This is a genomic window from Caulobacter sp. ALps2 (assembly GCF_058681635.1).
Window position 1 is genome coordinate 1,485,072 of record NZ_CM178743.1, and the last position, 26,228, is coordinate 1,511,299.

The following is a 26,228-nucleotide window of genomic DNA, read 5'->3' on the forward strand; positions in this document are numbered from 1 at the left end:
GCGCCATGCAGACGACCGAGACCCTCGCCGACATCCTCGACCTCGAACCGATCGAGGTGAACCTGTTTCGGGGCGTCAGCCCGAACGACGGCTTTCCGCGCATCTTCGGCGGGCTGGTGATCGCCCAGGCCCTGCTGGCGGCCTACAAGACCGTGCCGGACCGGGTCTGCCACTCGCTGCACGCCTATTTCATCCGCCCCGGCGACGTGAACGCCCCCGTGCTCTACGAGGTCGAGCGGGCCCGCGACGGCGGCACCTTCACGACCCGCCGCGTGGCCGCCATCCAGCACGGCGATCAGATCTTCAACCTGGCCGCCTCGTTCCAGACGCCGGAAGCGGGCTTCGAGCACCAGTTCGAGCGGCCCGACGCGCCCGATCCCGCGAGCCTGCCGACCGAGGCCGAGTTCCTGAAGAGCCTGGGCGACCAGATCCATCCGAAGATCGTGGCCTTGGCCGAGCGCCCCCGTCCGGTCGACACCCGCTGGGTCGACATGCAGAACCCGATGGCCCCGGTGAAGAAGTCCGGCACCAAGCAGGTCTGGATGCGCGCCAAGGCCCCGCTGGGCGACGACATCCGCATGCAGCAGGCCGCTTTGGCCTATGCGTCGGACATGGCCTTCATGGAAAGCGCCCTGCGCCCGCACGGCCTGATCTGGACCACGCCCGGCCTGCAAGCCGCTAGCCTCGACCACGCCATGTGGTTCCACCACCCGTTCGACTTCAACGACTGGACCCTGTTCGCCCAGGATAGCCCCAGCGCCTCGCAGGGTCGGGGCCTGGTGCGCGGCCAGATGTTCGGCAAGGACGGCAAGCTCCTGGCCTCCGTGGCCCAGGAATGCCTGATGCGGGTTCGCAAATAGCTCTTCGATTTGACGCGCGTCCGGGCGGCGAACCGCTCCACCTCGCCTGACGCGCTTAGAGTTTCTGGTCCGCCGTCAGCGCCGCCGCCGGATCGGCGATGGCGTCGGCGCGCTCCTTCTCCGACTTCGGGGTCGAGACCATCGGCTTGGCCACGGCCAGGGCCCGGCGATAGGCCTCGGTCAGGGCGCCTTCCAGCGGCGTCTCGACGTCGGGCCGCACGCCCACGCCGTCCCAGCCCTTGCCGGTCAACGGATGCACCGCCTGGCCGTTGGGCACGAAAACGGTCAGACCGAAGCCCAGCGGCGGGGCCGGGCGGTTGGCTGGATTGCCGCCGCCGCGCGTCTTCGTCCCGATCACCACCCCGCGCTTGTTGGCCTGGATGTCGTAGGCGAAGCCCTCCGCCGCCGAGAAGGTGCGCGAACCGGTCAGCACGAAGACCGGCTTCTCGGCGTACAGCGGTCCGGCTTGCGGCGTGTCGACCCGGCGCTGCTCGATCTCTTCGCCGCCGTCGGCCGTGCGCCAATGCAGCTGGGCCATGACCAGCGGTGTCTTCGACAGATGGCCCAGCAGGCGCGCGTCCGACGCCCCGCCGCCGCCGGTGTTCTCGCGCAGGTCGATGATCAGCGCGTCGGTATGCTGGAGCATGCCCATGGCCGCGTCGATCAGGTCGGCGCCCGGCTTGGTCTGCTCGAAATAGCGCAGCTTCAGATAGCCAATGTTGCCCGGCAGCCGCCGCGCGGCCATGAGACCATAGGCCAGCCGCTGGTCGACCAGGGCCTGGTCGACGTCGCTGATCGAGGCGGCCTTGGCGCTAGCCGTCGCGACCGAGACCTTCAGATGCTGGTCGCCAGACACTGTCAGGGTGATGGCGCTGAGCGCCGCGGCCAAGGCTTCACGGTCGTGGATCCTGGTCAGCGATGCGCGCTGGGCCTTCAAGGCGGCCTGGACCTTGGCGGCGCGGGCGCGATCGAAATAACCGTTCATGTCGACGATCAGGGTGTCGACCACCTGGCCGGCCTGTTTGGCCGTCAGTTCTTCGGCGGCGAAGGCCGGGGCGGCCAGGCACAGGGCCAGGGCGGTAACGGTCAACAGGCGGCGCATGCGGATCCCTTTCCAACTGAGCGGGGACGTCGCATCGGGCCGGCGCGGACGCCAGTTAAGCTTGCGTCATGACCTGTTTGTCATCCGCCCCATGTGGCGCGAGCGCCATCTGGACGACGCCAGCCTTCGCCAGACCCCGCAGCAAAGAGGCGGCCTGCATGCCGACCGTCAGCTCGCCGTCCAGCGCCATGCGCAGGGCTTCCGCGGCCGAGACCCAGAACGGTTCGATCCGCTCGTGGGGGTCGTCCTTGGGCTCGGCGACCTTCACGACGTCGCGGGCCAGCACGATGTGGACGCGGTTGGAGTGGGTGCCGGCATTGGGCCGGGTCTCGCCGATCAGCTCCAGCGTCCCGGCGCAGCCCGCCTCTTCCAGAAGCTCGCGGCGAGCGGCCTCGACCGGATCGGTCTCGCCCTCGTCCATGCCGCCGGCCGGCAGCTCGTTGGAGAGGTCGCCCAGGCCGTGTCGGTACTGCCGGACCAGCAGGACGTTGTTGTCCGCGTCCAGCGCCACCAGCTCGACCCAGTCGCGATATTCCAGGACGTAATACGGCGCGACCACCGCGCCCTCGTCTGTCACGCAGTCGTCGGCGCGCAGGTGGATCCAGCGATCCTGGTGCACGATGCGCGAGGCGGTGACGCGCCACTTTCCGTCCGACATCGTGCGGTTCCTTCGCGGAAAATCAGTCCCGGTCGCCCAGCTCTTCGTCTTCGTCCGAGCTTTGCTCCTCTGGCCCTTCGTGTTCGCCCACCAAGGCGGGCGGGTCGGCCAGGATCAGACCTTCGCCGATCTTGACCTCGGGCACAGCGGCCCGCGTGAACGGCAGGTACCAGGTCGGACCGCCCAGGTCGGGAGTGATCTCGAGAATGTCACCGGCGCCGAAGTTCTGGACGCTCTTCACGCGGCCCAGCAGGACGTCGGTGGCGATGTGGCGGACGGTCAGGCCCACCAGGTCGGTCAAGTAGAACTCGTCCTCGTCCGGCTCGGGCAGCGCCGAACGGGGGACGTACAGGCGCAGGCCGCGCAGGGCGTCGGCGGCCTCCTTGGTGTCGACGCCAGGACAGCGGCAGACGACGCCATCCTTGGCCTTGCGCGCCGAGGCGATGGTTAGGGCGACCGAGCCGTCCTGGCGCTTCAGCGTCTTGAAGGCCGCGATGCTCATCGGCTCTTCAGTATAGGTCGCGATCCGCACCTCGCCGCGCACGCCGAAGCTGCCGGCCACGCGGCCGACCATGATCATCGGGTCATCGGGAGAATTGGCCATGACGTAGACAGAGTCGCGCCGCCGACCCGGCCGGGGCCCCTCCTGACCCGATCAGCTTGATCGGGTCAGGATAAAGGGGGGTCCGCAAACCAGGATCGACGGCGCTGGAACCCTTAGCCTTCGGTGGTTTCTTCAGCAGCCGGAGCTTCGGCTTCAGCGGCCGGAGCCTCTTCAGCGGCGGCTTCAGCGGCCGGGGCTTCTTCAGCCGGAGCTTCTTCGACGGCCGGAGCAGCAGCGGCTTCGGCGGCGGCGGCGGCGGCGGCTTCAGCGGCGGCGGCCTTTTCGGCTTCGGCGGCGGCCTTGGCGTCGATTTCGGCTTGCTTGCGCTCTTCGTCGCGCTGGGCGCGCTCGGCCAGACGCTCTTGCGCCTTCTTGCCCGGCTTGCCCTTTTCCGGGTTGTTGCCGTGGGCCCAGGTGGTCAGGCCTTGAGCGGCCAGGAAGCGCGCGACGCGGTCGGTCGGCTGAGCGCCCTTCTTGAGCCACTCCTGGATCGACTCGACCTTCAGGGTGACGCGGTTGGCGTCGTCCTTCTTGAGGAGCGGGTTGTAGGTGCCGACCTTCTCGATGAAGCGGCCATCGCGCGGCGAGTGGCTGTCGGCGATGACGATCGAGTAGTACGGACGCTTCTTGGCGCCGCCACGGGCGAGACGGATCTTCAGCATATCGGTAGTCCTTGGTCTAAAGTTCTATTTCTTGAACGGGTTGAAGCCGGGCAGGCCCAGGCCGGAGAGAGGGTTGGGCTTGGCGTCGCCGCCGCCCCCGAGGCCCGGCAGACCGGGCAGCCCCGGGATGCCGCCAGGGCCTCCCGCTGCGTTGGGATCGGACTGGGGCATTTTCCCCCCGCCCATGTTTTTCATGCGCGCCATGTCGCCGCCGCCCATCATCTGGGCCATGCGGGCCAGGCCCTTGCCGCCGTCCTTGGACATGGCCTTGAACATGTCGGCCATCTGGCGGTGCTGCTTGAGCAGACGATTGATCTCGGCGACGTCGACGCCCGACCCGGCGGCGATGCGGCGCTTGCGCGAGGCGGCCAGGATGTCGGGCTTCTTGCGCTCTTCCTTGGTCATCGAGCTGATGATCGCCTGCTGGCGACGGAAGATGCTGTCGTCGATCCCGCTCTCGGAGATCTGCTTCTTGACCTTCTGGACACCGGGCAGCAGACCCATGATGCCTTCCATGCCGCCCATCTTCTGCATCTGGCGCAGCTGGGCGGCGAGGTCGTCCAGGTCGAACTTGCCCTTGGCCAGCTTCTTGGCCATGCGCTCGGCTTCGGCATGGTCGAGATCGGCCGCGGCCTTCTCGACCAGCGCGACGACGTCGCCCTGGCCCAGGATCCGGCCGGCGACGCGGCGAGCGTCGAACACGTCCAGCTGGTCGATCTTCTCGCCAGCGCCGAGGAACTTGATCGGCAGGCCGGTGACGTGGCGCATCGACAGCGCCGCGCCGCCACGGCCATCGCCGTCGGCGCGGGTCAGGATCAAACCGGTCAGCGGCAGGCGCTCGTGGAACGCCTTGGCGGTGCGCACGGCGTCCTGGCCCGTGAGGCTATCCGCCACAAGAATGGTCTCGGACGGGCTGGCGATGCGGGCGATCTCGGCCGCCTCGCTCATCATCGCCTCGTCCAGCGTGGTGCGGCCGGCGGTGTCGAGGATCAGGACGTCGTAGCCGCCCAGCTTGGCCGCCGTCATGGCGCGCTTGGCGATGTCCGTGGCGCTCTGGCCCGGGACGATCGGCAGGCTCTCGACCTCGACCTGCTTGGCCAGGGTCGCCAGCTGCTCCATGGCGGCCGGGCGACGGGTGTCGAGCGAGGCGACCAGCACCTTCTTGCGCTCGGTCTTGGACAGGCGCAGGGCCAGCTTGCCGGTGGTGGTGGTCTTGCCTGAGCCCTGGAGGCCGGCCATCAGGATCACCGACGGCGGGTTCAGCGCCAGGTTCAGGCCGGTCGGGACTTCCCCGCCCAGCATGTCGACCAGGCCGTCATAGACGATCTTGACCACCTGGTCGGCCGGCTTGACCGAACGGATGACCGCTTCGCCGCCGGCCAGTTCCTTGGCCTTGGCGATGAAGTCCTTGACGACCGGCAGGGCGACGTCGGCCTCGAGCAGGGCGACGCGGACCTCGCGCAGCGCCTCGTCGATGTCCTTTTCGGACAGGACGCCGCGACCGCCGAGGCGATCGAAGACGCCTGAAAGTCGCTCTGTAAGGCCGTCGAACATGCGAAACCCGCGTTAAACCAAGACCCAAACGCGATCAGCCCCCATGGACGATCACGTCGATGGGGGTCCTCGCCGTCCTCGTCCGGATGGATCCTGCGCTAACAGGCCGGGGTCGTGACGGTGGAGGCGCTGCTGATAAAGCGCCGGAAGCCGGGGCTTATGTCTCAAAAAGCTCAAAGAGTCAAAAGCACCCTTCAAATCCGCCTTCCCGGCGAAAGCCGGGACCCAGATCCTAAGGCGCTTGGGCTGACTGGAAGGAGCGCTGGGTTCGAGGAACCCACCCCACGCTCTTCCATCTGGGCCCCGGCCTTCGCCGGGGAGACGGATGTAGGTGGCGCGTGCTTACGCCGTGCCCAGGAAGTCGCGCTTGCCGACCTCGACGCCGTTGTGGCGCAGGATCGCGTAGGCGGTGGTGATGTGGAAGAAGAAGTTCGGCATCGCCTGGCCTTGCAGATAGTCCAGGCCGTTGAAGGTCTTGGTCTCGCCGCGGCGGACCAGCTGGACGTCGCGGGCCTCGCCGCCGTCGAAGGCGGCCACGTCCAGGCCTTCCACGAAGACGATGGCGCGGTCGATGCGGGCGATCAGGTCCTCGAACGAGGTCTCGACGTCGTCCCAGGCCGGCACTTCGGCCTGAGCCAGGCGCGCGGCGGCGCCCTTGGCGAAATCGGTGGCGATCTGCACCTGGCGGATCAGCGGGAACATGTCCGGGTACAGGCGCGCCTTCAGCAGGGCGTCGGGGTCCCACTTCTTGGCCTCGACCAGGGCGGCGGCCTTGGCCAGCACGCCCTTCAGACCCTTCAGGCCCTGGATGAACACGGGCACGCTGGCCTGACGGATCGAGATCGACATGAAGAAGCTCCGGGAAGACGATGCGCCTAGATAGGACCGCATGGCGGCGACCGGAAGCGGAACTGTCCGGCATGGGCGCGGGTTTTAAGGCCTCGAGTTCAACCCGCGAGGTTTCCCCATGAAAGTCAGCGACGCCATGACCAGCCAGGTCTCGGTCGCCCGTCCCACCGACACCATCCGCCAGGTCGCCCAGACCATGGCCAAGGTCGAGAGCGGGGTCGTCCCCGTCGTCGACGACGGCAAGGTGGTGGGCGTGGTCACCGACCGCGACATCGTCCTGCGCGTGGTCGCCGAAGGCCGCAGCTTCGACAGCGCCGTCTCGGACGTGATGTCCGACGGCGAGGTGCTGAGCGTGAAGGAAGACGACATCCTGGCCGACGCCACCGCCAAGATGGCCAACAACCAGGTCCGCCGCCTGGTGGTTCTGAACAACGCCGGCAATCTCAGCGGCATCCTCTCCCTGGGCGACGTGGCCAAGGACTACGGCGCCAAGCAGGTCGGCAAGACCCTGGAAGAGATTTCCCAGGAACCGGGCGACGCGGCGCACTAGGCTCCGGACAAAGAAAAAGGGCGGCCCCGCGAGGAGCCGCCCTTCGTCATTCAGGATCGAGGTTGGCTTAGACCAGCGAGCTGTCGATGGCCTTGCAGGCTTCCATCAGGCCCTGCACCGAGGCGACCGAGGCGGCGAACATCGCCTTTTCGGCGTCGTTGGTTTCGAACTCGACGATCTTCTCGGCGCCGCCGGCGCCGATGACGACCGGCACGCCGACATACAGGCCGTTCAGGCCGTACTGGCCGGTCAGGTAGGTAGCGCACGGCAGGACGCGCTTCTTGTCCTTCAGGTACGACGTCGCCATGGCGATCGCCGATTCCGCCGGGGCGTAGAAGGCCGAGCCGGTCTTCAGCAGGGCGACGATCTCGCCGCCGCCCTTGCGGGTGCGCTCGACGATCGAGTCCAGCTTCTCCTGGGTCAGCCAGCCTTGCTTGACCAGTTCCGGCAGCGGCAGGCCGCCGACCGTCGAGTGACGGACCATCGGCACCATGTCGTCGCCGTGACCGCCCAGGGTCCAGGCGTGGATGTCTTCGACCGACACGCCGGTGGCTTCGGCCAGGAAGTAGGCGAAGCGGGCCGAGTCCAGGACGCCGGCCATGCCGATGACCTTTTCCTTCGGCAGGCCCGAGAACTGCTGCAGGGCCCAGACCATCGCGTCGAGCGGGTTGGTGATGCAGATGACGAAGGCGTTGGGGGCGTGGGCCTTGATGCCTTCGCCGACGGCCTTCATGACCTTCAGGTTGATGCCCAGCAGGTCGTCGCGGCTCATGCCCGGCTTGCGCGGCACGCCGGCGGTGACGATGCAGACGTCGGCGCCGGCGATGTCGGCGTAGTCGTTGGCGCCCTTCAGGGCCACGTCCTTGCCGAACACGGCCGAGGCTTCGGCGATGTCGAGCGCCTTACCCTGCGGGGTGCCTTCGGCGATGTCGAACAGGATCACGTCGCCCAGCTCTTCGCGAGCGGCGATGTGGGCCAGGGTGCCGCCGATCATGCCGGCGCCGATAAGGGCGATCTTCGCGCGAGCCATGGGGTCTCCATCAAGGCTGTGGACAGTGGAATGTCGCGGCGCGGTCTAGACCCGTCGCGGCTCGGCCTCAAGCCCTCTTTCCCGTTTCGCTGCACCGCGGCAAAGATGGCTGAACAACGATAAGGACCACGGCGGATGAGCAAGACCGATCCGGGCCATTTCTTCGAGGACTTCCAGCTTGGCCAGAGACTGGTCCACGCCACGCCTCGAACGGTCACGGCGGGTGATGTCGCGCTGTACACGGCGTTGTACGGACCCCGCTTTTCGCTGTTCTCATCCGATGAGTTCGCCCGCGGCTGTGGCCTTTCCGCCGCGCCGGTCGATCCGCTGATCGCCTTCCACGTCGTGTTCGGCAAGACCGTGCCGGACATCAGCCTGAACGCGGTCGCCAATCTGGGTTATGCCGAGGGTCGTTTCCTGGCCCCGGTGTTTCCGGGCGACACCCTGAGCGCCGTCTCGGACGTGATCGGGCTGAAGGAGAACTCCAACCGCAAGACCGGCGTCGTCTATGTCCGCACCACCGGCACGAACCAACGCGGCGAGGCGGTGTTGTCGTACGTGCGCTGGGTGATGGTGCGGAAACGCGACCATGAGGCCGAAATCGCCGAGCAGTCGGTTCCAACCCTGTCGGCGGCGGTGGCCCCGGCCGATCTCACGGTTCCCGAAGGCCTCGACTTCGCCGGCTACGATTGGGCCCTGGCCGGCGCGCCGCACGCCTTCGAGGATTATGCGGTCGGCGAGAAGATCGACCATGTCGACGGCATGGCGGTGGAGGAGGCCGAGCAGCAGCTTGCTACTCGACTTTGGCAGAACACGGCCAAGGTCCATTTCAACCAGTTCGAGCGCGCCAAGGACCCGTCCGGCCGCCGGCTGGTCTATGGCGGGGTGGTGATCTCGACCGCCAAGGCGCTGTCGTTCAACGGCTTGCAGAATGCCGGCCTGATCCTGGCGATCAACGGCGGGCGGCACGTGGCCCCGTTCTTCGCCGGCGGCACGGTGTTCGCCTGGAGCCAGGTGCTGGACAAGGCCGATCTCGGCGACGTCGGCGCGCTGCGCCTGCGGCTGGTGGCGACCAAGGACCGGCCGTGCGCCGACTTCCCGGACAAGGACGGCGAAGGGGTCTACGATCCCGCCGTCATTCTCGACTTCGACTATTGGGCGGCGGTTCCCAAGCGTGGCTGACTTCCAAATTGATCCAGCTTTCGTGGCGACGTCGCACAAGGTCGCCGACCTGCCGCTGTGCGAGGCGCGCCTGCAGGACGACAGCCGTTATCCCTGGCTGGTCCTGATCCCTCGCCAGCCCGATCTGCGCGAGATCGAGGAACTGGACACCGCCCATCGGATCCAGCTGATGGAAGAGATCGTCCTGGCCGGGACCGCCGTGCGGGCGGTCGGCGCGGCCCTGGGTCTCTCGATCAAGAAGCTGAACGTCGGCGCCCTGGGCAATGTCACCGCCCAGCTGCACGTCCACGTCGTCGGCCGCCGCGAGGACGATCCGGCCTGGCCCGGTCCCGTCTGGGGTCACGGCCCAGCCAGCGCCTATTCGACCCAAGCCCTGGCGGCTCCGATCGAAGCGGCGCGCAAGGCCCTGAAGGCCTAGCGCTTTTTCTTCGTCGAACTCTTCTTGGCCGTCGCCTTGCCGCGTTTGGCGGGCGTCGCCTTGGCCTTGCCGCCCTTGCCCTTCTTGGCGGCCGAGCCCTTGCCGCTCTTCTTCGCCGCCGCCGCGCACTTGGCCTTGGCGGCCTTCAGGGCCTTGCCCTTCTTGCCCTTGGTCGAGCAGGCGGGCGCCGCGGGAGCCGCGCGACTGACCGCGGCGCGCTGGGCGACCGGCCATACGTAAGGCCCACGCCGGTCGGTCTCGTAGCCGGGCGGGGCCTGGGGCAGGATGTGCTCGGCGACCACCGCCATCGCCTGGCCGTTCTCGGTCAGCTCGCCCGCCCAGCGCTCGTAGCCGGCCGGCCGCAGGGTCAGGATCGAGGACTGGCCGCCCCTTGGGCTGAAGCGAATGACAATGTCGCCGCCGTCCCGGCGCATGTCTTCGACCAGGCCGGTCGAGCCGACGCTGCCGGGCCGTCGGACGTCGCGCCAGGCGCCTTCCAGCTCACCGTAGCCGCCGGCCTTGTCGACGATCTGCAAGGCATAGATCTGGCCGCCGTCGGCGCCGCTGATCCGCCAGCCGCCGTCCAAAGGTCCCTGGAGACTTTGCGCGGCCGCGACCGAGCCCTTGACCCGCATCTCGTAGACCTGGGCGGTGGTCAGGGCGGCCCCCGACGCGGCCGGCGCTTCAGGCTCGGGCGGCGGGATCGGCAGGATCGTCGCCCGGTGCCTGGGCGCGGGCTTGTTGGCGGTCTCGGCTTCTTCCTCGTCGGTGGTCTGGGTGCTCTGCGAGATCAGGTCGGCCAGCGGGTCGATGGCCTGCGGGACTTGAGCGTCCGTCGCGGGCTGAGCGGGCGCGGTGCTGACCGGCGCGTCACTGATCGCCGGAGCGGAGACCTGCGAAGCAGGCGCGGGCGTCGCCGGCAGCTGCGCCAGCGCCGGGCTGGCGACCATGACGACGGAGAGAACGATAGCCCGCATCAGAAACCTTCTAGGACCCCCTAGGCGCCGGCGGACCGGGTCTCGATGGCCTGCGCCACCGCGACCAGGCGCTCGGCCTGCGCCAAATGCAGACGTTCGGCCATCTTGCCGTCCACCCGCAAGGCGCCTTTGCCAGAATTTTCGGGCGCGTTGAAGGCCGCGATCACCGCCTGGCTCCAGGCGATGTCCGCCGGCGAGGGCGAGAACACCCGGTTGCAGATCTCCAGATGCTTGGGATGGATCAGGGTCTTGCCATCGAAACCGAAGTCGACGCCCTGGACGCAGACCGCCTCCAGCGCCTCAAGGTCCTCGATGTCGTTGTGCACGCCGTCCAGGATCGTCAGGCCATGGACGCGGGCGGCGGCGACCGACAGGGTCAGCAGCGGCAAGAACGGCGCGCGGTCCGGGGTCTGGCGGGCCCGCATCTCCTTGGCGAAGTCGTTGACGCCCATGACCCAGGCCGACAGCCGGGTGCCATGCACGGCGCCGGCGATCTCCCACAGGTGGAAGGCGGCCTTGGCGGTCTCGATCATGGTCCACAGCCGCGTCGCCGGCGGAGCGGAATTCAGGTGCTGGTCGTACAGGCGCACGTCGTCGGCGTCGTCCACCTTGGGAACCAGAACCGCGTCCGGGCCGGCCCGCGCGGCGGCGCGCAGGTCGTCCAGGCCCCAAGGGGTGTCGAGGCCGTTGACCCGGATCACCACCTCGCGCGCCCCGAAGCCGCCGGCCTTGACCGCCGCCACGGCGGCCTCGCGCGCCGCCGGCTTCATTTCCGGCGCGACGGCGTCCTCCAGGTCCAGGATGATCACGTCGGCGGGCAGGGCGCGGGCCTTTTCGACCGCCTTGGCGTTGGAAGCCGGCATGTAGAGGGCGCTGCGGCGCGGGCGAATCGTCGTGTCTGACATGCGAGAACTCCCTTGGCCTTTCGACCCTACGCATCGCCGCGCGACGGCAAAAGCCTTCCCAATACGGGAAGCGAGCGTAGGATCGCTCACATGAGCACCCGTTACGACAAGAACGCCAAGAACGTCTTGGGCGGCGAACTCGCCGCCTGTTCAATGGACCCGGTCACCGGCTTCTACCGAAACGGTTGCTGTGAGACGGGTCCGCACGACCTGGGCCTGCACACCGTCTGCGCGGTGATGACCGACGATTTCCTGGCCTTCTCCAAGGCCCAGGGCAACGATCTCTCGACGCCGCGCCCCGAACTGGCCTTCGCGGGCCTGAAGGCCGGCGACCGTTGGTGCGTGTGCGCCGGTCGCTGGAAGGAAGCCCTCGACGCCGGCATGGCGCCCCAGGTGGTGCTGGAAGCCACCCACGAGGAGATGCTGGCCATCGTCACCCTGGGGGTGCTGAAGGACCACGCGGTGGCTTGAGGGCGGAATCAGCCCGCCAGCGGGTATTCTTGCTCGAGTCGGTAGGCCGAGCCCTCGCTGGTCCGCCAGCTGGAATAGAGGCCGAAACGGTCGACAGGGAAGCTGGGCGAATGGAGCAGGTTGTTGGCCTGGATCCAGGCGCCGACCTCGGGAACGGCGGCGCGCTTCAGATAGGCCAGGGTGACGTGGGGCGTGTAGAGCCGGCTCTCGGGCTTCAGTTCGGCCGCGCGGGCGGCGCTCTCGTTGGCCTTCTGCAGGCGGCGCAGCGGCGCGCTGTCCTCGACCCCGGCCCAGACGGCGTGGATGTCGGGGCCCTCGCCGAAATGGCCTACACCGGCCAGGGTCAGGTCGAAGGCCGGCGCGGTGATCCGCGCCAGCGCCTCGTCCAGATCGGCGGCCACGGGCTCCTGCGCGTCGCCGATGAAGCGCAGGGTGATGTGGAACGCCTCCAGCGGCCGCCACCGCGCGCCCTCGATCCCGTGCTGGCGCGAGAGAAGGCCCTGGCCGATGTCCGGCGGAATGGCGATGGCGGTGAAGAGACGGATCATCGGCGGGATAACATTTACGGACAGGGGTTGGGGTGCTGGGCGTGGATGGTGTTGACCGCCGTCTCCAGGTCGTCGGTCCAGGCCAGATCGAAGGCGTCGATGGCGGTCTTCAGCTGGTCCATCGACGTGGCGCCGATGATGGTGGCGGTCACGAACGGGCGGGTGTCGCAGAACTTCAGCGCCAGCTGGGCCGGATCCAGGCCGTTGGCCTTGGCCAAGTCCACATAGGCGCGGAACGCCTCCTGCGAGCCGGGCCCCTCATAGCGCTGCATGCGGTTGTAGAGCGCCTTGCGCGAGCCCGCCGGCAGGGCGCCGTCCAGATACTTGCCCGTCAGCTGCCCCTGGGCCAGCGGGGAATAGGCCAGCAGGCCGACCTGCTCGCGCATGGCGATCTCGGCCAGGCCGTATTCAAAAGTGCGGTTGGCCAGATGGTAGGCGTTCTGGATCGAGGCGATGCGCGGCAGGCCTTTCGTCTCGCTTTCGGCCAGGAAGCGCATGACGCCCCAGGGGAACTCGTTGGAAACGCCGAGATGGCGGATCGAGCCCTTCTTCACGTGAGTGTCCAGCGCCTCGAGGATGTCGCCGAACGCCTCGAAGTCCTGGTCGTAGTCCCTATAGGCCTGGCCGCCGAACACCCGCACCTTCCGATCAGGCCAATGCAGCTGGTAGAGATCCAGATAGTCGGTCTTCAGACGACGCAGCGAGCCCTCGACGGCCTCGTCGATCTGGGCCTTGGTCTGGCGGGTGACCGCGCCGTCCTCGCGCATCCAGGACAGGCCGCCGAACGCCGCGCCCTGGCCGGCCACCTTGGAGGCCAGCACGACCTCGTGACGCTTGCCGGTCCTCTCCAGCCACGAGCCGATATAGCGTTCGGTCCGCCCTTGCGTCTCGGCGTTGGGCGGGCTGGCGTACATCTCGGCCGTGTCCCAGAAATTGACCCCGCGCCCCAGGGCGTAGTCCATCTGCTCGTGAGCCTCGGCCTCGCTGTTCTGCGAGCCCCAGGTCATGGTCCCCAGGCAGCAGCGCGAGACGGACACGTCCGTGCGACCCAGCTTGGCGTAGTCCATCGGCGAGCGCCCTTCTTCTGCCTTGTCCGGCAAGCTTTCTAAGGGTGTCCGCTGTCGCGCCGCAAGGCGGGCCCGCGTTCAGCCGCTTTCGCGAACGCATACCATGAACGCATCGCGGAGGGGGATTGCGCGACGGGCCAGGACACCCGATATTCAACGGGCGTCCACCGTGGACGCTCTAGCTCAAGGGCTTAATTCGATGAACGACTTCAACCGCGACTACGCGCGCTCGATCCCGGCGGATCGCGCCGACATGTCGGTTGACGCCGGCCTGCGTAGTTTCATGCTCGGCGTCTACAACAAGGTGGCGCTGGGTCTCCTGCTGTCGGCGGGCCTGGCCTTCCTGACCAGCGCCTATACGCCGGTCGCCAGCCAGCTGTACGTGCTGACCCCCGACGGCCGCCTGGCCGGCTTCACCATGCTGGGCACCATCATCCGCTTCGCGCCGCTGGCCATGCTGCTGGTGTCGATGTTCGCCATGCGTAATCCGACGTCGCGTTCGTCGGGCATCCTGTATTGGGCGCTGGTCGCCTCGATCGGCGCGGGCGCGGGCGTGTGGCTGCTGGCCTATACCGGCGCCTCGGTGGCCTCGACCTTCCTGATCACCGCCATCGCCTTCGGCGGCCTCAGCCTGGTCGGCTACACGACCAAGAAGGACCTGTCGGGCTTCGGCAGCTTCCTGATCATGGGCCTGATCGGCCTGGTGCTGGCCTCGCTGGTGCAGATGTTCCTGAACCTGCCGGGCCTGTCATTCATCATCAGCATCCTGGGCGTGTTCATCTTCGCGGGCCTGATCGCCTACGACACCCAGCGTCTGAAGATGACCTACTACGAGATGGGCGGCGACCGCCAATCGATGGCCGTGGCCACCAACTACGGCGCGCTGAACCTGTATCTGAACTTCTACAACCTGTTCAGCTTCCTGCTCAGCCTCCTGGGCGCCCGTCGCTAGGACGGCCCGAAGTTCCGGACGACGAAGCCCCGGCGGGAAACCGCCGGGGCTTTTTCTTCGGGCGGTTCGCGCCCACATTGGCGAGCATGGAGACGACGATGATCCGAACCCTCGCCCTCACCGCCGCCCTGATGGCCGCCGCCAGCGCGCACGCCGAGACGATCCCCGCCTATCCGCGCATGGCCAAGCCGCCGAACCTCTCCACGCCCCTGAACCTGAAGCCGGTCGGGCCGGTGGAGCTGCGCTACGCCCAGGCTCCAGCCCCGCTGCCCAGGGGCGTCGCCCGAACGGCGATCGAACGCCGGGACGGCGCGATCTCCGGAGGGGTCGGCGTGCTGTGCGGTATCCAGCCCAGCGCGGACACCAGCGGCGTCGGCACGGCGCGCGGCTACGACAACGATGGACGTTTCGTCGGCGCCAAGCTGGGCTTCTCGTTCTAGATTAGGCTGGCGCGCGTCGGGCGGCGAAACCGCTGACACCGCGCCTGACGCGCTTAGTCGACCACCGAGAACTTGCCCTTCTCGAACACCCGCAGCACCAGCGCCAGCTCATGGCCGCGCTTGAGAATCTGGCCGCCCTGGCCGAACACCGCCCAGGCGCCCTGCTTACGGGCCAGGGCCGGATGCTTCTCGACGCGATAGAGCGGGGCCTCGGCGGCGTGGCGGAAGATCGAGAACACCGCCCGGTCCGACAGCCCCGCTATGCCGTAGTCGCGCCACTCGCCAGCCGCGACCATCCGGCCGTACAGTCGCATCAGCTGGTCCAGCTCGCGTCGCTCGAAGAACACGACGCCGCCATTGGGGCTGCCATTGGGGCCGCCGACGGGCGCGGTGGGATGGGAATCCAGGGCCATCTGGTGAATCTAAGCCCAAATCGGCCGAATGGAACAGCCCGCCGCCCAGGGTTTCGCCGACGCGAACCGATCCGTGTCGCGACGGTCACGCCCGGCGAAAATGACACGGCATGGTCACGGTGCGCCCCGATATGACCTTATTTCGGTCCTTCGCCCGCCTGTTTGCGGGTTGATAACAACATCGTCGGCTGATCGGACATCCCAAGGTCTCGGATCCTGAACAGCCCCCCCAGCCCCCCAGATCGCGGGCCGGTCAGCCGACAAACTCTATATCCCCTCCCCCAAATGAGCCCGCGCGGATCCTCCCCCCACCGCGCGGGCTTTTTGCCGTCCGCGTTTCGGAAGGCCGCCGTATAGAGGCCACGCTCCGCCCAGAAACGACCTTGGTTTGGTCGATCCGTCGCCCGATGCGGCCGCGATAAAGGACGTGTCGACGAAGAGCGGACCGGGTTCCTGTCCAGCCCCCCAGCCCGCCCGGTCACGAGACGCTTCTCGTCGGCATGCAAAAGGAACCCGCGTGGCCCGTCCCCTCCGGCCACGCGGGTTTTTCTTTTGGCCGAAGGTTGGGAAAGTCGGCGGCTAGCGCTCGGTCTTGGTGGTTTCCAGCACGCCCAGGATGCGGCCGCCCTTGGCGCCCTGCACCAGGATCACCGTCTCCAGGTCCGGGTCGGCGCCGATGGCGGTCGGCAGGCGGTAGAGTTTGGGTCGCCCGGCCCAGGAGCCCAGCTTGACCAGCTCGCGCACCACATTGCGGTGGACCAGGGTCTGGCCCTTGTTGTCGCCGCGCTTGACGGCGATGTCCTGTTCACGCGGGTCGTAACGGACCAGCCACACTTCGCCGCCCCCACGCGGGGCGGGGCCGGAGCCGACAGCGACGCGGGTCTTGCCCATGACCTGCATGTCCGGCGCGTTGATCGGCGAGCGCATGGCGGTCTTGACCAGGTCGGGCGCCGCCTCGGCCTTGGCGCCCGAGGCCTGGACGCGGCCGCCGACCACCACCTGGGGCGTGGGTACGTCCCGCAGGGCGAACTTCTTGGCGTAGGCGCGCTGGCGGTCGGCGAAGGCGGTCTTGGCGAAGGTGTCCTTCCAGCCGAGGTAGTCCCAGTAGTCGACCGAATAGGTCAAGGTGAGGACGCCGTCTTCCTTGGCCAGGTCCGCCGCGACCTGGTTGGCCTTGCCGCAGGACGAGCAGCCCTGGGCCGTGAACAGCTCGACCACCACCGGAGGCTTCGCGGCCCAGGCGGCGGGAACAAAGACGCCGGACAGGGCCAGGGCGAGCAGGGGGAGGACGGCCTTACGCATTGCGGGTCACTTAAGCCAAGAACGTCCCGGATAGCCGTTCACGAGACCGTGAAAGACGCCAGTCCATGGGGAGAAAACGTTGTCACCGTCTGCCCCGAAGAAAAACGGCCGGCCCCCAAGGGAGCCAGCCGCCTTTTCTCACAGGTCCGAACCCGAGGCTCAGACGGCCGACTTGGCCAGGTTGCGCAGCACGTAGTTCAGAACGCCACCGTTCTTGAAATACTCGAGCTCGGTCGGCGTATCGATGCGGCAACGCACCGGGAAGCGGGCGATGCGGCCGTCGGTCGGGCGGTAGAGCTCGACGATCAGCTGCTTGCGCGGCGCCAGGTCGGTCAGGCCGCGGATCGAGACGATCTCCTCGCCGGTCAGCTCCAGCTTCTGCCAGCCGTCCTGGACGAACTGCAGCGGCAGAACGCCCATGCCGACGAGGTTCGAGCGGTGGATGCGCTCGAAGCTTTCGCAGATCACCGCGCGGACGCCCAGGAGCTTGGTGCCCTTGGCGGCCCAGTCACGCGACGAGCCGGTGCCGTATTCCTTGCCGCCGAACACGACCGCCGGACGGCCTTCGGCCTGGTACTTCATCGCGGCGTCGTAGATCGACATCGTCTCGCCGGTCGGGAAGTGCTTGGTCACCCCGCCTTCGATTTCCGGCGTGATCTTGTTGCGGATGCGGATGTTGGCGAACGTGCCGCGCATCATCACCTGGTGATTGCCGCGACGCGCGCCGTAGCCGTTGAAGTCCACCGGCTCGACGCCTTGGTCGATCAGGTACTGACCGGCCGGGCTGCTGGTCTTGATCGAACCGGCCGGGCTGATGTGGTCCGTCGTGATCGAGTCACCGAAGACGGCCAGGATACGGGCTTCCACGATGTCGGTGACCGGAGCGGGGGTCATCGACATGTTCGGGAAGTAGGGCGGGTTCTGGACGTAGGTCGAGTCGCCTTCCCACGCGTAGGTCTGGCCGCCGGTCACCTTGATGCCCTGCCAGTTCTTGTCGCCCTTGAAGACGTCGCCGTAGCGGGTGGCGAACATCTTCTCGTTGATGGCCTTGCGCTGCAGGGCGGCGATGTCTTCGTTCGAAGGCCAGATGTCCTTCAGGAAGACGTCGTTGCCCTTCTTGTCCTGGCCGAGCGGCTGGGTGGCCAGGTCGATCTTCAGCGAGCCGGCCAGGGCGTAGGCCACCACCAGCGGCGGCGAGGCCAGGTAGTTGGCGCGCACGTCCGGGTTCACGCGGCCTTCGAAGTTGCGGTTGCCCGACAGAACCGAGCACGCCACCAGGTCGGCGTCGTTGATGGTCTTGCTGATGGCTTCCGGCAGCGGGCCCGAATTGCCGATGCAGGTGGTGCAGCCATAACCCACGAGGTTGAAGCCGAGAGCATCGAGGTGCTTGGTCAGGCCGGCCTTGGCCAGGTAGTCGGTGACCACCTGCGAACCAGGCGCCAGCGAGGTCTTCACCCACGGCTTGGTCTTCAGGCCCTTGGCGACCGCGTTCTTGGCCAGCAGGCCAGCGGCGATCAGGACCGAGGGGTTGCTGGTGTTGGTGCACGAGGTGATGGCGGCGATGACCACGTCGCCGTGGCCGACGTCGAAGTTCTCGCCTTCCACCGGGGCGCGCAGGTCGGTCTGGTCGGCCTTGCCGAACTCACCAGCCAGCGACTCGGCGAACTTGACCGAGGCGTCGGCCAGCAGGACGCGGTCCTGCGGACGCTTCGGACCGGCCAGCGACGGCTGAACCGACGACAGGTCCAGTTCCAGGCTGTCGGTGAAGGTCGGCTCGGCGACGCCGGGCTCCCACCACAGGCCTTGTTCCTTGGCGTAGGCTTCCACCAGGGCGACGCGCTCGGCCGAACGGCCGGTGCCCTTCAGATAGGCCACGGTCGAGGCCGAGATCGGGAAGAAGCCGCAGGTCGCGCCGTATTCCGGCGCCATGTTGGCGATCGTCGCCTGGTCTTCCAAGGTCAGGTTGGCCAGGGCGTCGCCGTAGAATTCGACGAACTTGCCGACCACGCCCTTCTTGCGCAGCATCTGGGTGACGGTCAGAACCAGATCGGTCGCGGTCGCGCCTTCCGGCATGGCGCCGGTGAGCTTGAAGCCGATGACTTCCGGGATCAGCATCGGGATCGGCTGGCCCAGCATGGCCGCTTCCGCCTCGATGCCGCCGACGCCCCAGCCCAGGACGGCCAGGCCGTTGACCATGGTCGTGTGGCTGTCGGTGCCGACGACGGTGTCGGGATAGGCGACTTCGGCGCCGTCGACTTCGTTGGTCCAGACGGTCTGGGCCAGATATTCCAGGTTCACCTGGTGGCAGATGCCGGTGCCGGGCGGGACGACGCGGAAGTTGTTGAACGCCGACGAGCCCCAACGCAGGAAGCGGTAGCGCTCGATGTTGCGTTCGTACTCGCGCTTGACGTTGTCGTCATAGGCCTTCGGGTTACCGAAGTTGTCGACCATCACCGAGTGGTCGATCACCAGGTCGACCGGGTTCAGCGGGTTGATCTTGGCCGGGTTGGCGCCCAGGGCGACCATGGCGTCGCGCATCGCGGCCAGGTCGACGACGGCGGGAACGCCGGTGAAGTCCTGCATCAGCACGCGCGCCGGACGGAAGCTGATCTCGTGCTCGACCGAGCCCTTGTTGTCCAGCCACGCGGCCACCGCCTTCAGATCGGCCTCGTTGACCGAGACGCCGTCTTCGTTGCGCAGCAGGTTTTCCAGCAGCACCTTCATCGAGACCGGCAGCGACGAAGTTCCGGCAAGACCGGCTTCCTCGGCGGCGCGAAGGCTGTAATAGACGTAAGACTTGTTGCCGACCTTGATTTCCCGGCGGGCTTTCAGGCTGTCCACAGACGCCATTCTAAGGATCCTTCTCTGTCCACGGCCGCCCGAAAACCTCTCCCGGGATCACGCGCTAATCGGAAGGGACGCACAGGTTCCGCCTCCGCGCCGCGTACCACCCTGAACGACTGGAGGGGGGCGACCGCGCGCTTCTTAGCGCCACCTCCGCTCAACGTCCATGTCGCGCGCGGGGTCTTGGCATGTTGAGAGTTGTTCTCATTAAGGATCTGGCGATAACGCGGGGCGAAAGACGGCTGTTTTCGGGGCTGGATCTGACGCTCGAGGCGGGTCAGGCCGCGGCCCTGGTCGGGCGCAACGGGGCGGGGAAAACCAGCCTGCTGCGGGCCGTGGCCGGTCTGCTGCGACCGGTCGAGGGCGGCGTGACGTTCGAAGGCCAGAGCGGACCGATCGAGACCGAGACGGCGCGGGCCGAGCACCTGCATCTGCTGGGCCACCAGGACGGGCTGAAGTCCAGCCGCACCGCCTGGGAGGAACTGCGCTTCCAGACCCTGTGGACGGGTGGGACCGAAGACAGCGCCCGCGCGGCGGCCAAACGCTTCGACCTCAACCGCCTGCTGGACCTGGAGGTGCGCCGGCTGTCGGCCGGCCAGCGCCGACGCCTGGCCCTGGCCCGACTGGCGGCCAGTCCCCGGTCGCTGTGGCTGCTGGACGAGCCGATGGCCCCGCTGGACACGGCCCAGCGCGCGGCGTTCGGCGCGATGATGGCCGAACATCTGGCCGGCGGCGGCATGATCCTGGCCTCGGTGCACGACCCGCTGCCCATTCCCGCTCGAGACGTGGAGGTTGGCGCATGAAGGCGTTCGGCGTCCTCCTGCGGCGAGAGCTGGCCCTGGCCTGGGGCCGGGGCGGCGGCCCGCTGCTGGCCCTGACCTTCTACGCCTGCGTCGTGGTGCTGCTGCCGATGGCCTCGGGTCGCGCGCCCGAACGCCTGGCCGCCATCGCGCCGGGCATCGCCTGGCTGGCCCTGGCCCTGGCGGCGCTGCTCTCCCTCGAGCGTCTGTTCGAGCGCGACTACGAGGACGGGACCCTGGACCTGCTGGCCCTGGGGCCCGCGCCGCTGGAGGCCGTCGCCGTCGCCAAGTGCCTGGCCCAGTGGCTGGCCACCGGCGCGCCCCTGGCCCTGGCCGCCCCGGTCGCGGCCCTGATGCTGGGCGCCGAGCTCAAGGTCATGCCGCTGCTGGTGCTGTGCGCCCTGGCCGGCGGCCTGGCCTTCGCCTTCCTGGGCGGGCTGGGCGCGGCCCTGGCCTTGGGGTCCAAGCGCGGCGGGCTTCTGGTGGCGGTGATCGTCCTGCCGCTGTTCGCGCCGCCGGTGATCTTCGGGGCCGGCGCGCTGGACGGCTATTCGGCCGGCCTGCCGTGGACGAGCGGGCTGCTGCTGCTGCTAGCCTATTGCGCGGGGGCCGTGGCCCTGTCGCCGCTGGCCATGGGCGCGGCGTGCCGGAACGCGCTGGATTAGGCCGCCGGCGCCACCGTCGCCCGCACATCTCCCAGCGCCGCCTTCTTCTCTCCCAGCACCACCAGCAAGCTGCCGCCGATGATCAGCAGCCCGCCGGCCAGCAACGCCGCGGTCAGTTGGTCGCCGAACAACAGCACGCCGCAGGCCGCGCCGATCAGCGGCTCGATATTGATGAACACCCCGGCGCTCGCCGCCCCGACGCGGGCCGCGCCATATTGCCAGGCGGCGGTGGCCAGGAGGGTCGCCAGCACACCCTGGGCCAGGATCGCGGTCCAGACGGACGCGGACAGATCCAGCTTCGGCGGACCGTGCATGACCAAGGCGATCGGCAGCACGGTCGCGGCCGCCACGATGATCGACACCGCCGGGATGGCCATGGCGTTCGGGGCCGGCGGCGCCCTTCTCAAAGTCAACAGCCAGGCCAGGAACAGGAACAGCGCCCCGATCGACAGGGCCACGCCCCACGGCGAACTCGCCCCGTCCGGCTTGCCGGCGATCAGGGCCGCGCCCAGGGTCGCGCCCGCGACCCCAGCCCACGACATCCGCGAGACCTTCTCGCCCAACAGCTTGGCGCTGACCGCGATCAGGGCCGGCATGGCGCCGACGAGGAGCGCCGCGACCGTGACCGACACATGCGCCAGGCCCTCGAACTGGACCATGAAGGCCACGCCATAGAGCACGCCGGCCAGCAGCACGACCGGCGACTTGAACAGGGCGCGGACTTCCGGCGAGCGCAGGGCGAACGGCGCGGCGGCCAGGGCGGCGACCACGAAGCGCAGCAGCACCATGTGGGCCGCGTCGATCTCCGTCAGGATCAGCTTGCCCGTCGGAAAGCCAAGACCCCAGGAAATCCCCGCGACGGCCAGGGCGACGAAAGCGAGCGATTTCATGGAAACTCCGCGCCGGGGATGAACGGGGACGCGACGCAAGGCGGCCCGTGCGCGGTGTCTAGAGGATGACGTGTCCCGGATATGGCAGCTGACATAACGTCCGTCGGCTTGAGCGCAAGGAGAGCTTCATCTCCGCTGCCCGCCAATCCTGTAACATTGTTCATGAAGCTCGACATTTTCGCGCCATATCCCGATGGCCAAGCTCTCCGCCATCAACACCAGAGGGAGCTCACAACCATGCGTAAATCGTTTGTTCGCCTGGCGCTCGCGGGCGTCGCCGTCACCGCCCTGACCGCCAGTGTGGCCGTGGCCCAGATCCCCGCGCCGCCGCCTCCGCCCGCCCCGCCGGCGCCCCCGGCCCCGCCGCTGCCGCCCCTGGACGCCTTGATGGCGATGGGTCCGGACATGGCCATGATGGGCCACCACTTCCGCGCCCCCGATCCGGAAAAGCGCGCCCAGCGCCTGCGGGACGTGCTTCAGCTCCGCCCCGACCAGGACCGCGCCCTCAAGGCCTATGTCGAGGCCACCTCGCCCAAGATCACGACGATCAAGAAAGAAGCGGCCAGCGCCGACCGCGAGGACGAACCGCCGACCACGCTGGAACGCCTGGACCACATGACGAAGGCCGCCGACGCCATGAAGGCCCGCGCCGAAGCCACCCGCGCCTTCTACCTGGCCCTGACCCCCAGCCAGCAGAAGACCTTCGACGTCCTAGGCATGGACGGCGGCCGCGACGGCGGCGGCTTCCACATCCACCGCCTCGACACGCGCGGTCCGGACGTCTTCAAGAGCGGTGATCGGAAAGTCATCATCCAACGCAAGGTCGGCTGACCCCGATCGAGCGTGAAGGCGCGGCGGGCCTGTAACCGCCGCGTCTTCTCCTCTTCCCAAGTCTTTCCTGCTCTTAAGGGTCGACACGACCATTGCCCGCGCCGACGCGCCGCTCTAGAGCGTGATCATGGACGCGCGCCACACGTTCGATTTCCTGACCAATCCCGAGCGGTTCATGGCCTTCTCGCGATGGGCCGCGCCGCTATTGGGCGGACTGTCGGCGGTCGCCGCCATCGCGGGCCTGGCCCTGACCTTCCTGGTCCCCGAGGATTATCAGCAGGGCGACACGGTGCGGATGATGTTCATCCACATCCCGGCCGCCTCGCTGTCGATCTTCATCTATGTCTGCCTGGGGGTCGCCAGTTTCCTGGCCCTGGTCTTTCGCCAGGCCCTGGCCGACCTGGCCGCCCAGGCCTGCGCCCCGATCGGCGCGGTCTATACGGCCCTCGCCCTGATCACCGGCGCGCTGTGGGGCAAGCCGATGTGGGGAACCTGGTGGGTGTGGGACGCGCGCCTGACCTCGGTTCTGGTGCTGCTGCTGTTCTATCTCGGCTACATGGCCCTGCGCGGGTCGCTGGAAGACGAACAGAAGGCCGCGCGCGCCGCCGCGATCCTCGCCTTGGTCGGGCTGATCAACCTGCCGATCGTCAAGTTCTCGGTCGACTGGTGGAACACCCTGCACCAGGGCTCCTCGACCTTCATGGCCAAGCGCGGCGATGGCCTGCCGGCGGTCTATGCCTGGCCCGCCATCCTGATGGGCCTGGCCTATCTGGGCGGGTTCGGCGCGCTGTGGCTGGTCCGCATCCGCGCGCTCGTCTGGCGGCGCAAGGCCCGCGGCCTGTCCATGAAGCTGGCCGAGGGCGCGCGATGAGCTTCGACTTCGACGCCGGCAAGTACGCCGCCTACCTCTGGCCGGCCTTCGCCATCTCGGCCGTGGCCTTCGCCTGGCTGATCGCCGACAGCGTGGCCGGCGCCCGCCGCTGGAAGCGCCAGGCCGAACGCCTGCGGGCCGAGCTGGACGAGACCCGTCCCAAGGATTTCGGGCGATGAAGCGCTGGCTGGCCTTCACGCCGCTGTTGGTGCTGATCGCTCTGGCGGCTCTGTTCGCGGGCTACGCCCTGAAGCGTGACCCGCATGTGCAGCCGCAAGCCCTGGTCGGCAAGCCGATGCCGACCCCGCCGCTGCCCGAGCTGGCCAGTGGCCGCGCGGCCCCGATCCGCGCACCGGCCGACGGTCCGATCCTGGTCAATTTCTTCGCCTCGTGGTGCGCCCCCTGCGAGGTCGAGCACCCGCAGCTGATGGCCCTGAAGGCCCAGGGCGTGAAGGTGGTCGGCATCGCCTACAAGGACGCCCCAGCCAACACCCAGGCGTTCCTGGGCCGGCTGGGCGACCCCTTCGCCGAGCGCCTGGTCGACCGCGACGGCCGCGCGGGGCTGGAGTTCGGCGTCACCGGCGTGCCCGAGACCTATCTCGTCGGCTCCGACGGCGTGATCATCGCCAAGCACACCGGCCCGTTGACCCCCGACGCGGCCGAGGACCTGCTGAAGAAGGCCCGCTAGCCCCTAACCGGAACGCAGGTCTTGGACGAGGCGGTTTCGCGCGTCATGCCGGCGATCATGGCGTGCGCGTCCGCCTTCGAGATCGCTTTCAGGGCGCCCTTCCCCTCGGCGACTTGATAGTCGCAATCGAGAAGCTTGAAGGGCGGCTTGTCGTCGACCGTATGACGCTCGACCAGCATCCGGTCGGCCGACGACCACACCGAGGTCACGTCCGTCACCAGCACCTGACGTTCCGGCGATCGGACCCAGGTCTCGCCCTTGCCGCCCACCGAGATCTGGTAGCCGTTGGGCAGGGTCTGCTTGGCCGGCAGCATCGAGGTCGCGATCGAGGCGATGAACAGGCCGACCGCCGCCAGGACGACCACGAAGACGATCTTTTGGGTGTTCACGGGGTCTCCAGACGAAGGCGCGCACACGGGGGTGCGCTCACAGGTCGCGGAGCTATCGCGTTAACGCGGCGTTGACTATACTCGCCCAACTTCCATTAACCATGTTACAGTCAGCGTCATGAGCAACGTTCGTCCCGCCGGTTGGCCGTCCGTCCCGTCACAACCCGCTTCCGCCCCCACTTCGGGTCCGGCGGCTCAGACGCGCGCGGCGTTCTTCCAGCAAGCCCTGGGCGATGCGGCTCCTACCCGTCCGGTCGCCGCGCCATCGACGGTGCAGATGCAGACCATGGCCCAGCCGCAACAGCGCCCCGCGCCGGCCAAGCCGTTCGTGCAGCCGGAAACCCAGCCGCAGAGAACGCTGCGCCCGGGCTCGCTGCTGAATATCGTGGTCTAAGCCAGACGCTAGGCCGCCTTCTTCGCGGCCTTGTCCTTCTTGGGCTTCTTTTCTTTCTTCACCTTCTCGGCTTTCGGCGCCTTCGGCTTCTTGGCCTTGGGCTCCGACTCGGTCGGGTGCAGCTCGGCGCCGGCCATGTCGGACAGCAGGTCAAGGAAACCCTCGCGCTTGCCGGGCTTCAGCAGGGCCAGGATGCGGGCGTCGGCCATGCCGACCATCGGGCGGATGGTTTCCAGCGCCTCGCGGCCGGCCTCGGTCAGGCGGACGCTGTTGGCGCGGGCGTCCTCGCTCGACCTTTGACGTTCAAGATGGCCCTTGGTGATCATGCGGGCGACCATGTCGGCCAGGGTCGAGCGGTCGATGCCGGTGGCGCGGACCAGGGCCGTCTGGGTGACGCCCTCGTTCTCGGCCACGGCGGCCAGCACGGCGAACTGGCGCTGGGTGACCCCAGCCTCGCCACATTCCTCGGCATAGATGTCGAGCGCCAGTTGCAGGACCCGGTGAAGCAGGTGGCTGGGCGAGCGCTCCAGGAGACCCCCGACCGTCTTGTCGCCCTTGCTCTTGGCCATGCTCGCGTCCCCATTGCGCACGGCCTTTTTCGGCCGACGGACGAACGCTAACATCCTAACACGTCGATTTGACGACAACGGTCCGTGGACGGTGGATACCTGGAAGCTGGCGTTTCCTAGAAACCGGCGTCCGGCGGTTCGGCCGACGTCGGCTCGTCGCCCTTGGCCATATGCTTCATCATGAACGGCACCTGGGTGGCGACGAACACCAGGGCCAGGGGCAGCAGGCCGAGACGGAACTTCACCCAGGTGTCGGTGCCTTGGGTATTGCGGACGATCTCGTTCAGCAAGGCGACCACCGCGAAATAGCCGCCGTAGCGCAGGGTCAGGGTCCGCCACGCCGCGTCGGGCAGGTGCAGGGCCTCGCCCATGATCAGCTTCAGCGGCTGACGCTTCGCGAACACGCCGCCGAACAGGAAGGCGGCCAGGGCCAGGTTGATCACCGTGACCTTGATCTTCACGAAGACGTCGGAGTGGAAGATCAGGCCCAGGGCGCCGAAAATCAGGGCCATGCCGCCGAAGAACAGCGGCAGCAAAGCCAGGCGCCGCTCGACCGCGAAGCCGATGGCCAGGGCCGCGGCCGAGGCGGCCACCAGCACCCAGGTCGCGGTCTGGAAGTCCTTGGTGATGAAATAGGCCGCGCCGAACGCCAGGGCCGCGCCATAGTCGACGACGGTCCGAACCCAGCCGTTCTTCTTCGCGGCAGTCCCTTGATTATCCTTAGGCGACGCTTCGCTCACGGA

The 26,228-nt window shown here is 68.1% G+C and carries 32 protein-coding genes; 14 read left to right on the forward strand and 18 right to left on the reverse strand.

Annotation, left to right across the window (positions count from 1 at the left end; genetic code table 11):
* Positions 1–5: 5 nt before the first annotated feature.
* Positions 6–860: an acyl-CoA thioesterase gene (locus ACW173_RS06975; protein WP_492084143.1), complete on the forward strand. Its 855-nt coding sequence runs from the start codon at positions 6–8 to the stop codon at positions 858–860.
* 55 nt (positions 861–915) lie between these two features.
* Here ACW173_RS06975 and ACW173_RS06980 read toward each other — a convergent pair whose 3' ends face one another.
* The 6 genes from ACW173_RS06980 to ACW173_RS07005 form a co-directional block, all read right to left on the reverse strand.
* Positions 916–1,962 carry a S41 family peptidase gene (locus ACW173_RS06980; protein WP_492084144.1) on the reverse strand — a complete coding sequence of 349 codons (1,047 nt, stop codon included), beginning with the start codon at positions 1,960–1,962 and terminating at the stop codon, positions 916–918.
* Positions 1,963–2,017: 55 nt separating this feature from the next.
* Positions 2,018–2,620, reverse strand: coding sequence for an NUDIX hydrolase (locus ACW173_RS06985; protein ID WP_492084145.1), 603 nt, complete (start codon positions 2,618–2,620; stop codon positions 2,018–2,020).
* Between the two features lie 22 nt (positions 2,621–2,642).
* Positions 2,643–3,224, reverse strand: a complete 582-nt coding sequence (gene rimM, locus ACW173_RS06990) for a ribosome maturation factor RimM (protein WP_492084147.1) — start codon at positions 3,222–3,224, stop codon at positions 2,643–2,645.
* Positions 3,225–3,337: 113 nt separating this feature from the next.
* Positions 3,338–3,886, reverse strand: coding sequence for a 30S ribosomal protein S16 (rpsP, locus tag ACW173_RS06995; RefSeq protein WP_492084148.1), 549 nt, complete (start codon positions 3,884–3,886; stop codon positions 3,338–3,340).
* Positions 3,887–3,910: 24 nt separating this feature from the next.
* On the reverse strand, positions 3,911–5,440 hold the full coding sequence (ffh, locus tag ACW173_RS07000; protein ID WP_492084149.1) for a signal recognition particle protein: 1,530 nt from the start codon (positions 5,438–5,440) through the stop codon (positions 3,911–3,913).
* A 342-nt stretch (positions 5,441–5,782) separates the two neighbouring features.
* Positions 5,783–6,289 (reverse strand): DUF1993 domain-containing protein, encoded by a 507-nt coding sequence (locus ACW173_RS07005; protein ID WP_492084150.1) that lies wholly within the window; start codon positions 6,287–6,289, stop codon positions 5,783–5,785.
* A 118-nt stretch (positions 6,290–6,407) separates the two neighbouring features.
* On the opposite strand from ACW173_RS07005, the gene ACW173_RS07010 reads away from it, so the two are divergent.
* Positions 6,408–6,839 (forward strand): CBS domain-containing protein, encoded by a 432-nt coding sequence (locus ACW173_RS07010; RefSeq protein WP_492084152.1) that lies wholly within the window; start codon positions 6,408–6,410, stop codon positions 6,837–6,839.
* A 67-nt stretch (positions 6,840–6,906) separates the two neighbouring features.
* On the opposite strand, the gene mdh is transcribed toward ACW173_RS07010, so the two are convergent.
* Positions 6,907–7,869 carry a malate dehydrogenase gene (mdh, locus tag ACW173_RS07015; RefSeq protein ID WP_492084154.1) on the reverse strand — a complete coding sequence of 321 codons (963 nt, stop codon included), beginning with the start codon at positions 7,867–7,869 and terminating at the stop codon, positions 6,907–6,909.
* 135 nt (positions 7,870–8,004) lie between these two features.
* Here mdh and ACW173_RS07020 point away from each other — a divergent pair, with 135 nt between their 5' ends.
* Together ACW173_RS07020 and ACW173_RS07025 are read left to right on the forward strand one after the other, a co-directional pair.
* Positions 8,005–9,051 carry a MaoC family dehydratase gene (locus ACW173_RS07020; protein ID WP_492084155.1) on the forward strand — a complete coding sequence of 349 codons (1,047 nt, stop codon included), beginning with the start codon at positions 8,005–8,007 and terminating at the stop codon, positions 9,049–9,051.
* The gene (locus ACW173_RS07025) at positions 9,044–9,469 is read left to right on the forward strand and encodes an HIT domain-containing protein (protein WP_492084157.1); all 426 of its coding nucleotides are present in this window, start codon (positions 9,044–9,046) and stop codon (positions 9,467–9,469) included. The genes ACW173_RS07020 and ACW173_RS07025 overlap by 8 nt, the downstream gene beginning before the upstream one ends.
* Here ACW173_RS07025 and ACW173_RS07030 read toward each other — a convergent pair.
* Complete coding sequence (locus ACW173_RS07030) at positions 9,466–10,446, reverse strand: hypothetical protein (protein WP_492084158.1); 981 nt, start codon at positions 10,444–10,446, stop codon at positions 9,466–9,468. The two genes, ACW173_RS07025 and ACW173_RS07030, sit on opposite strands and share 4 nt — an antisense overlap.
* A gap of 20 nt (positions 10,447–10,466) precedes the next feature.
* On the reverse strand, positions 10,467–11,351 hold the full coding sequence (locus ACW173_RS07035; RefSeq protein WP_492084159.1) for an HpcH/HpaI aldolase/citrate lyase family protein: 885 nt from the start codon (positions 11,349–11,351) through the stop codon (positions 10,467–10,469).
* Positions 11,352–11,441: 90 nt separating this feature from the next.
* Between ACW173_RS07035 and ACW173_RS07040 the strand changes: the two genes are divergently transcribed.
* Positions 11,442–11,822: a DUF2237 family protein gene (locus tag ACW173_RS07040; RefSeq protein WP_492084161.1), complete on the forward strand. Its 381-nt coding sequence runs from the start codon at positions 11,442–11,444 to the stop codon at positions 11,820–11,822.
* 8 nt (positions 11,823–11,830) lie between these two features.
* Here ACW173_RS07040 and thpR read toward each other — a convergent pair whose 3' ends face one another.
* Positions 11,831–12,370, reverse strand: a complete 540-nt coding sequence (thpR, locus tag ACW173_RS07045; RefSeq protein WP_492084163.1) for an RNA 2',3'-cyclic phosphodiesterase — start codon at positions 12,368–12,370, stop codon at positions 11,831–11,833.
* A 14-nt stretch (positions 12,371–12,384) separates the two neighbouring features.
* Positions 12,385–13,437 carry an aldo/keto reductase gene (locus ACW173_RS07050; RefSeq protein ID WP_492084165.1) on the reverse strand — a complete coding sequence of 351 codons (1,053 nt, stop codon included), beginning with the start codon at positions 13,435–13,437 and terminating at the stop codon, positions 12,385–12,387.
* Between the two features lie 199 nt (positions 13,438–13,636).
* Between ACW173_RS07050 and ACW173_RS07055 the strand changes: the two genes are divergently transcribed.
* Positions 13,637–14,389 (forward strand): Bax inhibitor-1/YccA family protein, encoded by a 753-nt coding sequence (locus ACW173_RS07055; protein WP_492084166.1) that lies wholly within the window; start codon positions 13,637–13,639, stop codon positions 14,387–14,389.
* Between the two features lie 98 nt (positions 14,390–14,487).
* Entirely contained in the window at positions 14,488–14,829 is a 342-nt protein-coding gene (locus tag ACW173_RS07060) for a hypothetical protein (protein WP_492084167.1), read from the forward strand.
* Between the two features lie 53 nt (positions 14,830–14,882).
* On the opposite strand, the gene ACW173_RS07065 is transcribed toward ACW173_RS07060, so the two are convergent.
* The 3 genes from ACW173_RS07065 to acnA all read right to left on the reverse strand — a co-directional run bounded on the left by ACW173_RS07065 (position 14,883) and on the right by acnA (position 19,394).
* Positions 14,883–15,242 (reverse strand): DUF2794 domain-containing protein, encoded by a 360-nt coding sequence (locus ACW173_RS07065; protein ID WP_492084169.1) that lies wholly within the window; start codon positions 15,240–15,242, stop codon positions 14,883–14,885.
* Between the two features lie 579 nt (positions 15,243–15,821).
* Entirely contained in the window at positions 15,822–16,544 is a 723-nt protein-coding gene (locus ACW173_RS07070) for a DUF1223 domain-containing protein (RefSeq protein WP_492084170.1), read from the reverse strand.
* A 159-nt stretch (positions 16,545–16,703) separates the two neighbouring features.
* Positions 16,704–19,394 carry an aconitate hydratase AcnA gene (gene acnA / locus ACW173_RS07075; protein ID WP_492084171.1) on the reverse strand — a complete coding sequence of 897 codons (2,691 nt, stop codon included), beginning with the start codon at positions 19,392–19,394 and terminating at the stop codon, positions 16,704–16,706.
* Positions 19,395–19,576: 182 nt separating this feature from the next.
* On the opposite strand from acnA, the gene ccmA reads away from it, so the two are divergent.
* Entirely contained in the window at positions 19,577–20,191 is a 615-nt protein-coding gene (gene ccmA, locus ACW173_RS07080) for a heme ABC exporter ATP-binding protein CcmA (protein ID WP_492084173.1), read from the forward strand.
* Positions 20,188–20,853, forward strand: a complete 666-nt coding sequence (ccmB, locus tag ACW173_RS07085; RefSeq protein WP_492084174.1) for a heme exporter protein CcmB — start codon at positions 20,188–20,190, stop codon at positions 20,851–20,853. The genes ccmA and ccmB overlap by 4 nt, the downstream gene beginning before the upstream one ends.
* Here the strand turns inward: ccmB and ACW173_RS07090 are convergent.
* The gene (locus ACW173_RS07090; RefSeq protein WP_492084176.1) at positions 20,850–21,743 is read right to left on the reverse strand and encodes a DMT family transporter; all 894 of its coding nucleotides are present in this window, start codon (positions 21,741–21,743) and stop codon (positions 20,850–20,852) included. The two genes, ccmB and ACW173_RS07090, sit on opposite strands and share 4 nt — an antisense overlap.
* A gap of 237 nt (positions 21,744–21,980) precedes the next feature.
* Between ACW173_RS07090 and ACW173_RS07095 the strand changes: the two genes are divergently transcribed.
* From ACW173_RS07095 to ACW173_RS07110, 4 genes are all read left to right on the forward strand, one after another.
* A complete protein-coding gene (locus ACW173_RS07095) occupies positions 21,981–22,574 on the forward strand; it encodes a Spy/CpxP family protein refolding chaperone (protein ID WP_492084177.1) in 594 nt (197 codons plus the stop codon).
* A gap of 127 nt (positions 22,575–22,701) precedes the next feature.
* On the forward strand, positions 22,702–23,445 hold the full coding sequence (ccmC, locus tag ACW173_RS07100) for a heme ABC transporter permease CcmC (RefSeq protein WP_492084178.1): 744 nt from the start codon (positions 22,702–22,704) through the stop codon (positions 23,443–23,445).
* The gene (ccmD, locus tag ACW173_RS07105; protein ID WP_492084179.1) at positions 23,442–23,624 is read left to right on the forward strand and encodes a heme exporter protein CcmD; all 183 of its coding nucleotides are present in this window, start codon (positions 23,442–23,444) and stop codon (positions 23,622–23,624) included. The genes ccmC and ccmD overlap by 4 nt, the downstream gene beginning before the upstream one ends.
* The gene (locus ACW173_RS07110; RefSeq protein WP_492084181.1) at positions 23,621–24,133 is read left to right on the forward strand and encodes a DsbE family thiol:disulfide interchange protein; all 513 of its coding nucleotides are present in this window, start codon (positions 23,621–23,623) and stop codon (positions 24,131–24,133) included. The genes ccmD and ACW173_RS07110 overlap by 4 nt, the downstream gene beginning before the upstream one ends.
* On the opposite strand, the gene ACW173_RS07115 is transcribed toward ACW173_RS07110, so the two are convergent.
* Positions 24,130–24,522, reverse strand: coding sequence for a hypothetical protein (locus ACW173_RS07115; RefSeq protein WP_492084182.1), 393 nt, complete (start codon positions 24,520–24,522; stop codon positions 24,130–24,132). The genes ACW173_RS07110 and ACW173_RS07115 overlap by 4 nt on opposite strands.
* Positions 24,523–24,640: 118 nt before the next feature.
* On the opposite strand from ACW173_RS07115, the gene ACW173_RS07120 reads away from it, so the two are divergent.
* A complete protein-coding gene (locus ACW173_RS07120; RefSeq protein WP_492084183.1) occupies positions 24,641–24,916 on the forward strand; it encodes a hypothetical protein in 276 nt (91 codons plus the stop codon).
* Positions 24,917–24,924: 8 nt separating this feature from the next.
* Here the strand turns inward: ACW173_RS07120 and ACW173_RS07125 are convergent, their stop codons facing one another.
* Both ACW173_RS07125 and ACW173_RS07130 read right to left on the reverse strand, forming a co-directional pair.
* The gene (locus ACW173_RS07125) at positions 24,925–25,485 is read right to left on the reverse strand and encodes a MarR family winged helix-turn-helix transcriptional regulator (protein WP_492084184.1); all 561 of its coding nucleotides are present in this window, start codon (positions 25,483–25,485) and stop codon (positions 24,925–24,927) included.
* 116 nt (positions 25,486–25,601) lie between these two features.
* Positions 25,602–26,225 carry an inner membrane-spanning protein YciB gene (locus ACW173_RS07130; protein ID WP_492084186.1) on the reverse strand — a complete coding sequence of 208 codons (624 nt, stop codon included), beginning with the start codon at positions 26,223–26,225 and terminating at the stop codon, positions 25,602–25,604.
* Between the last annotated feature and the right edge of the window lie 3 nt (positions 26,226–26,228).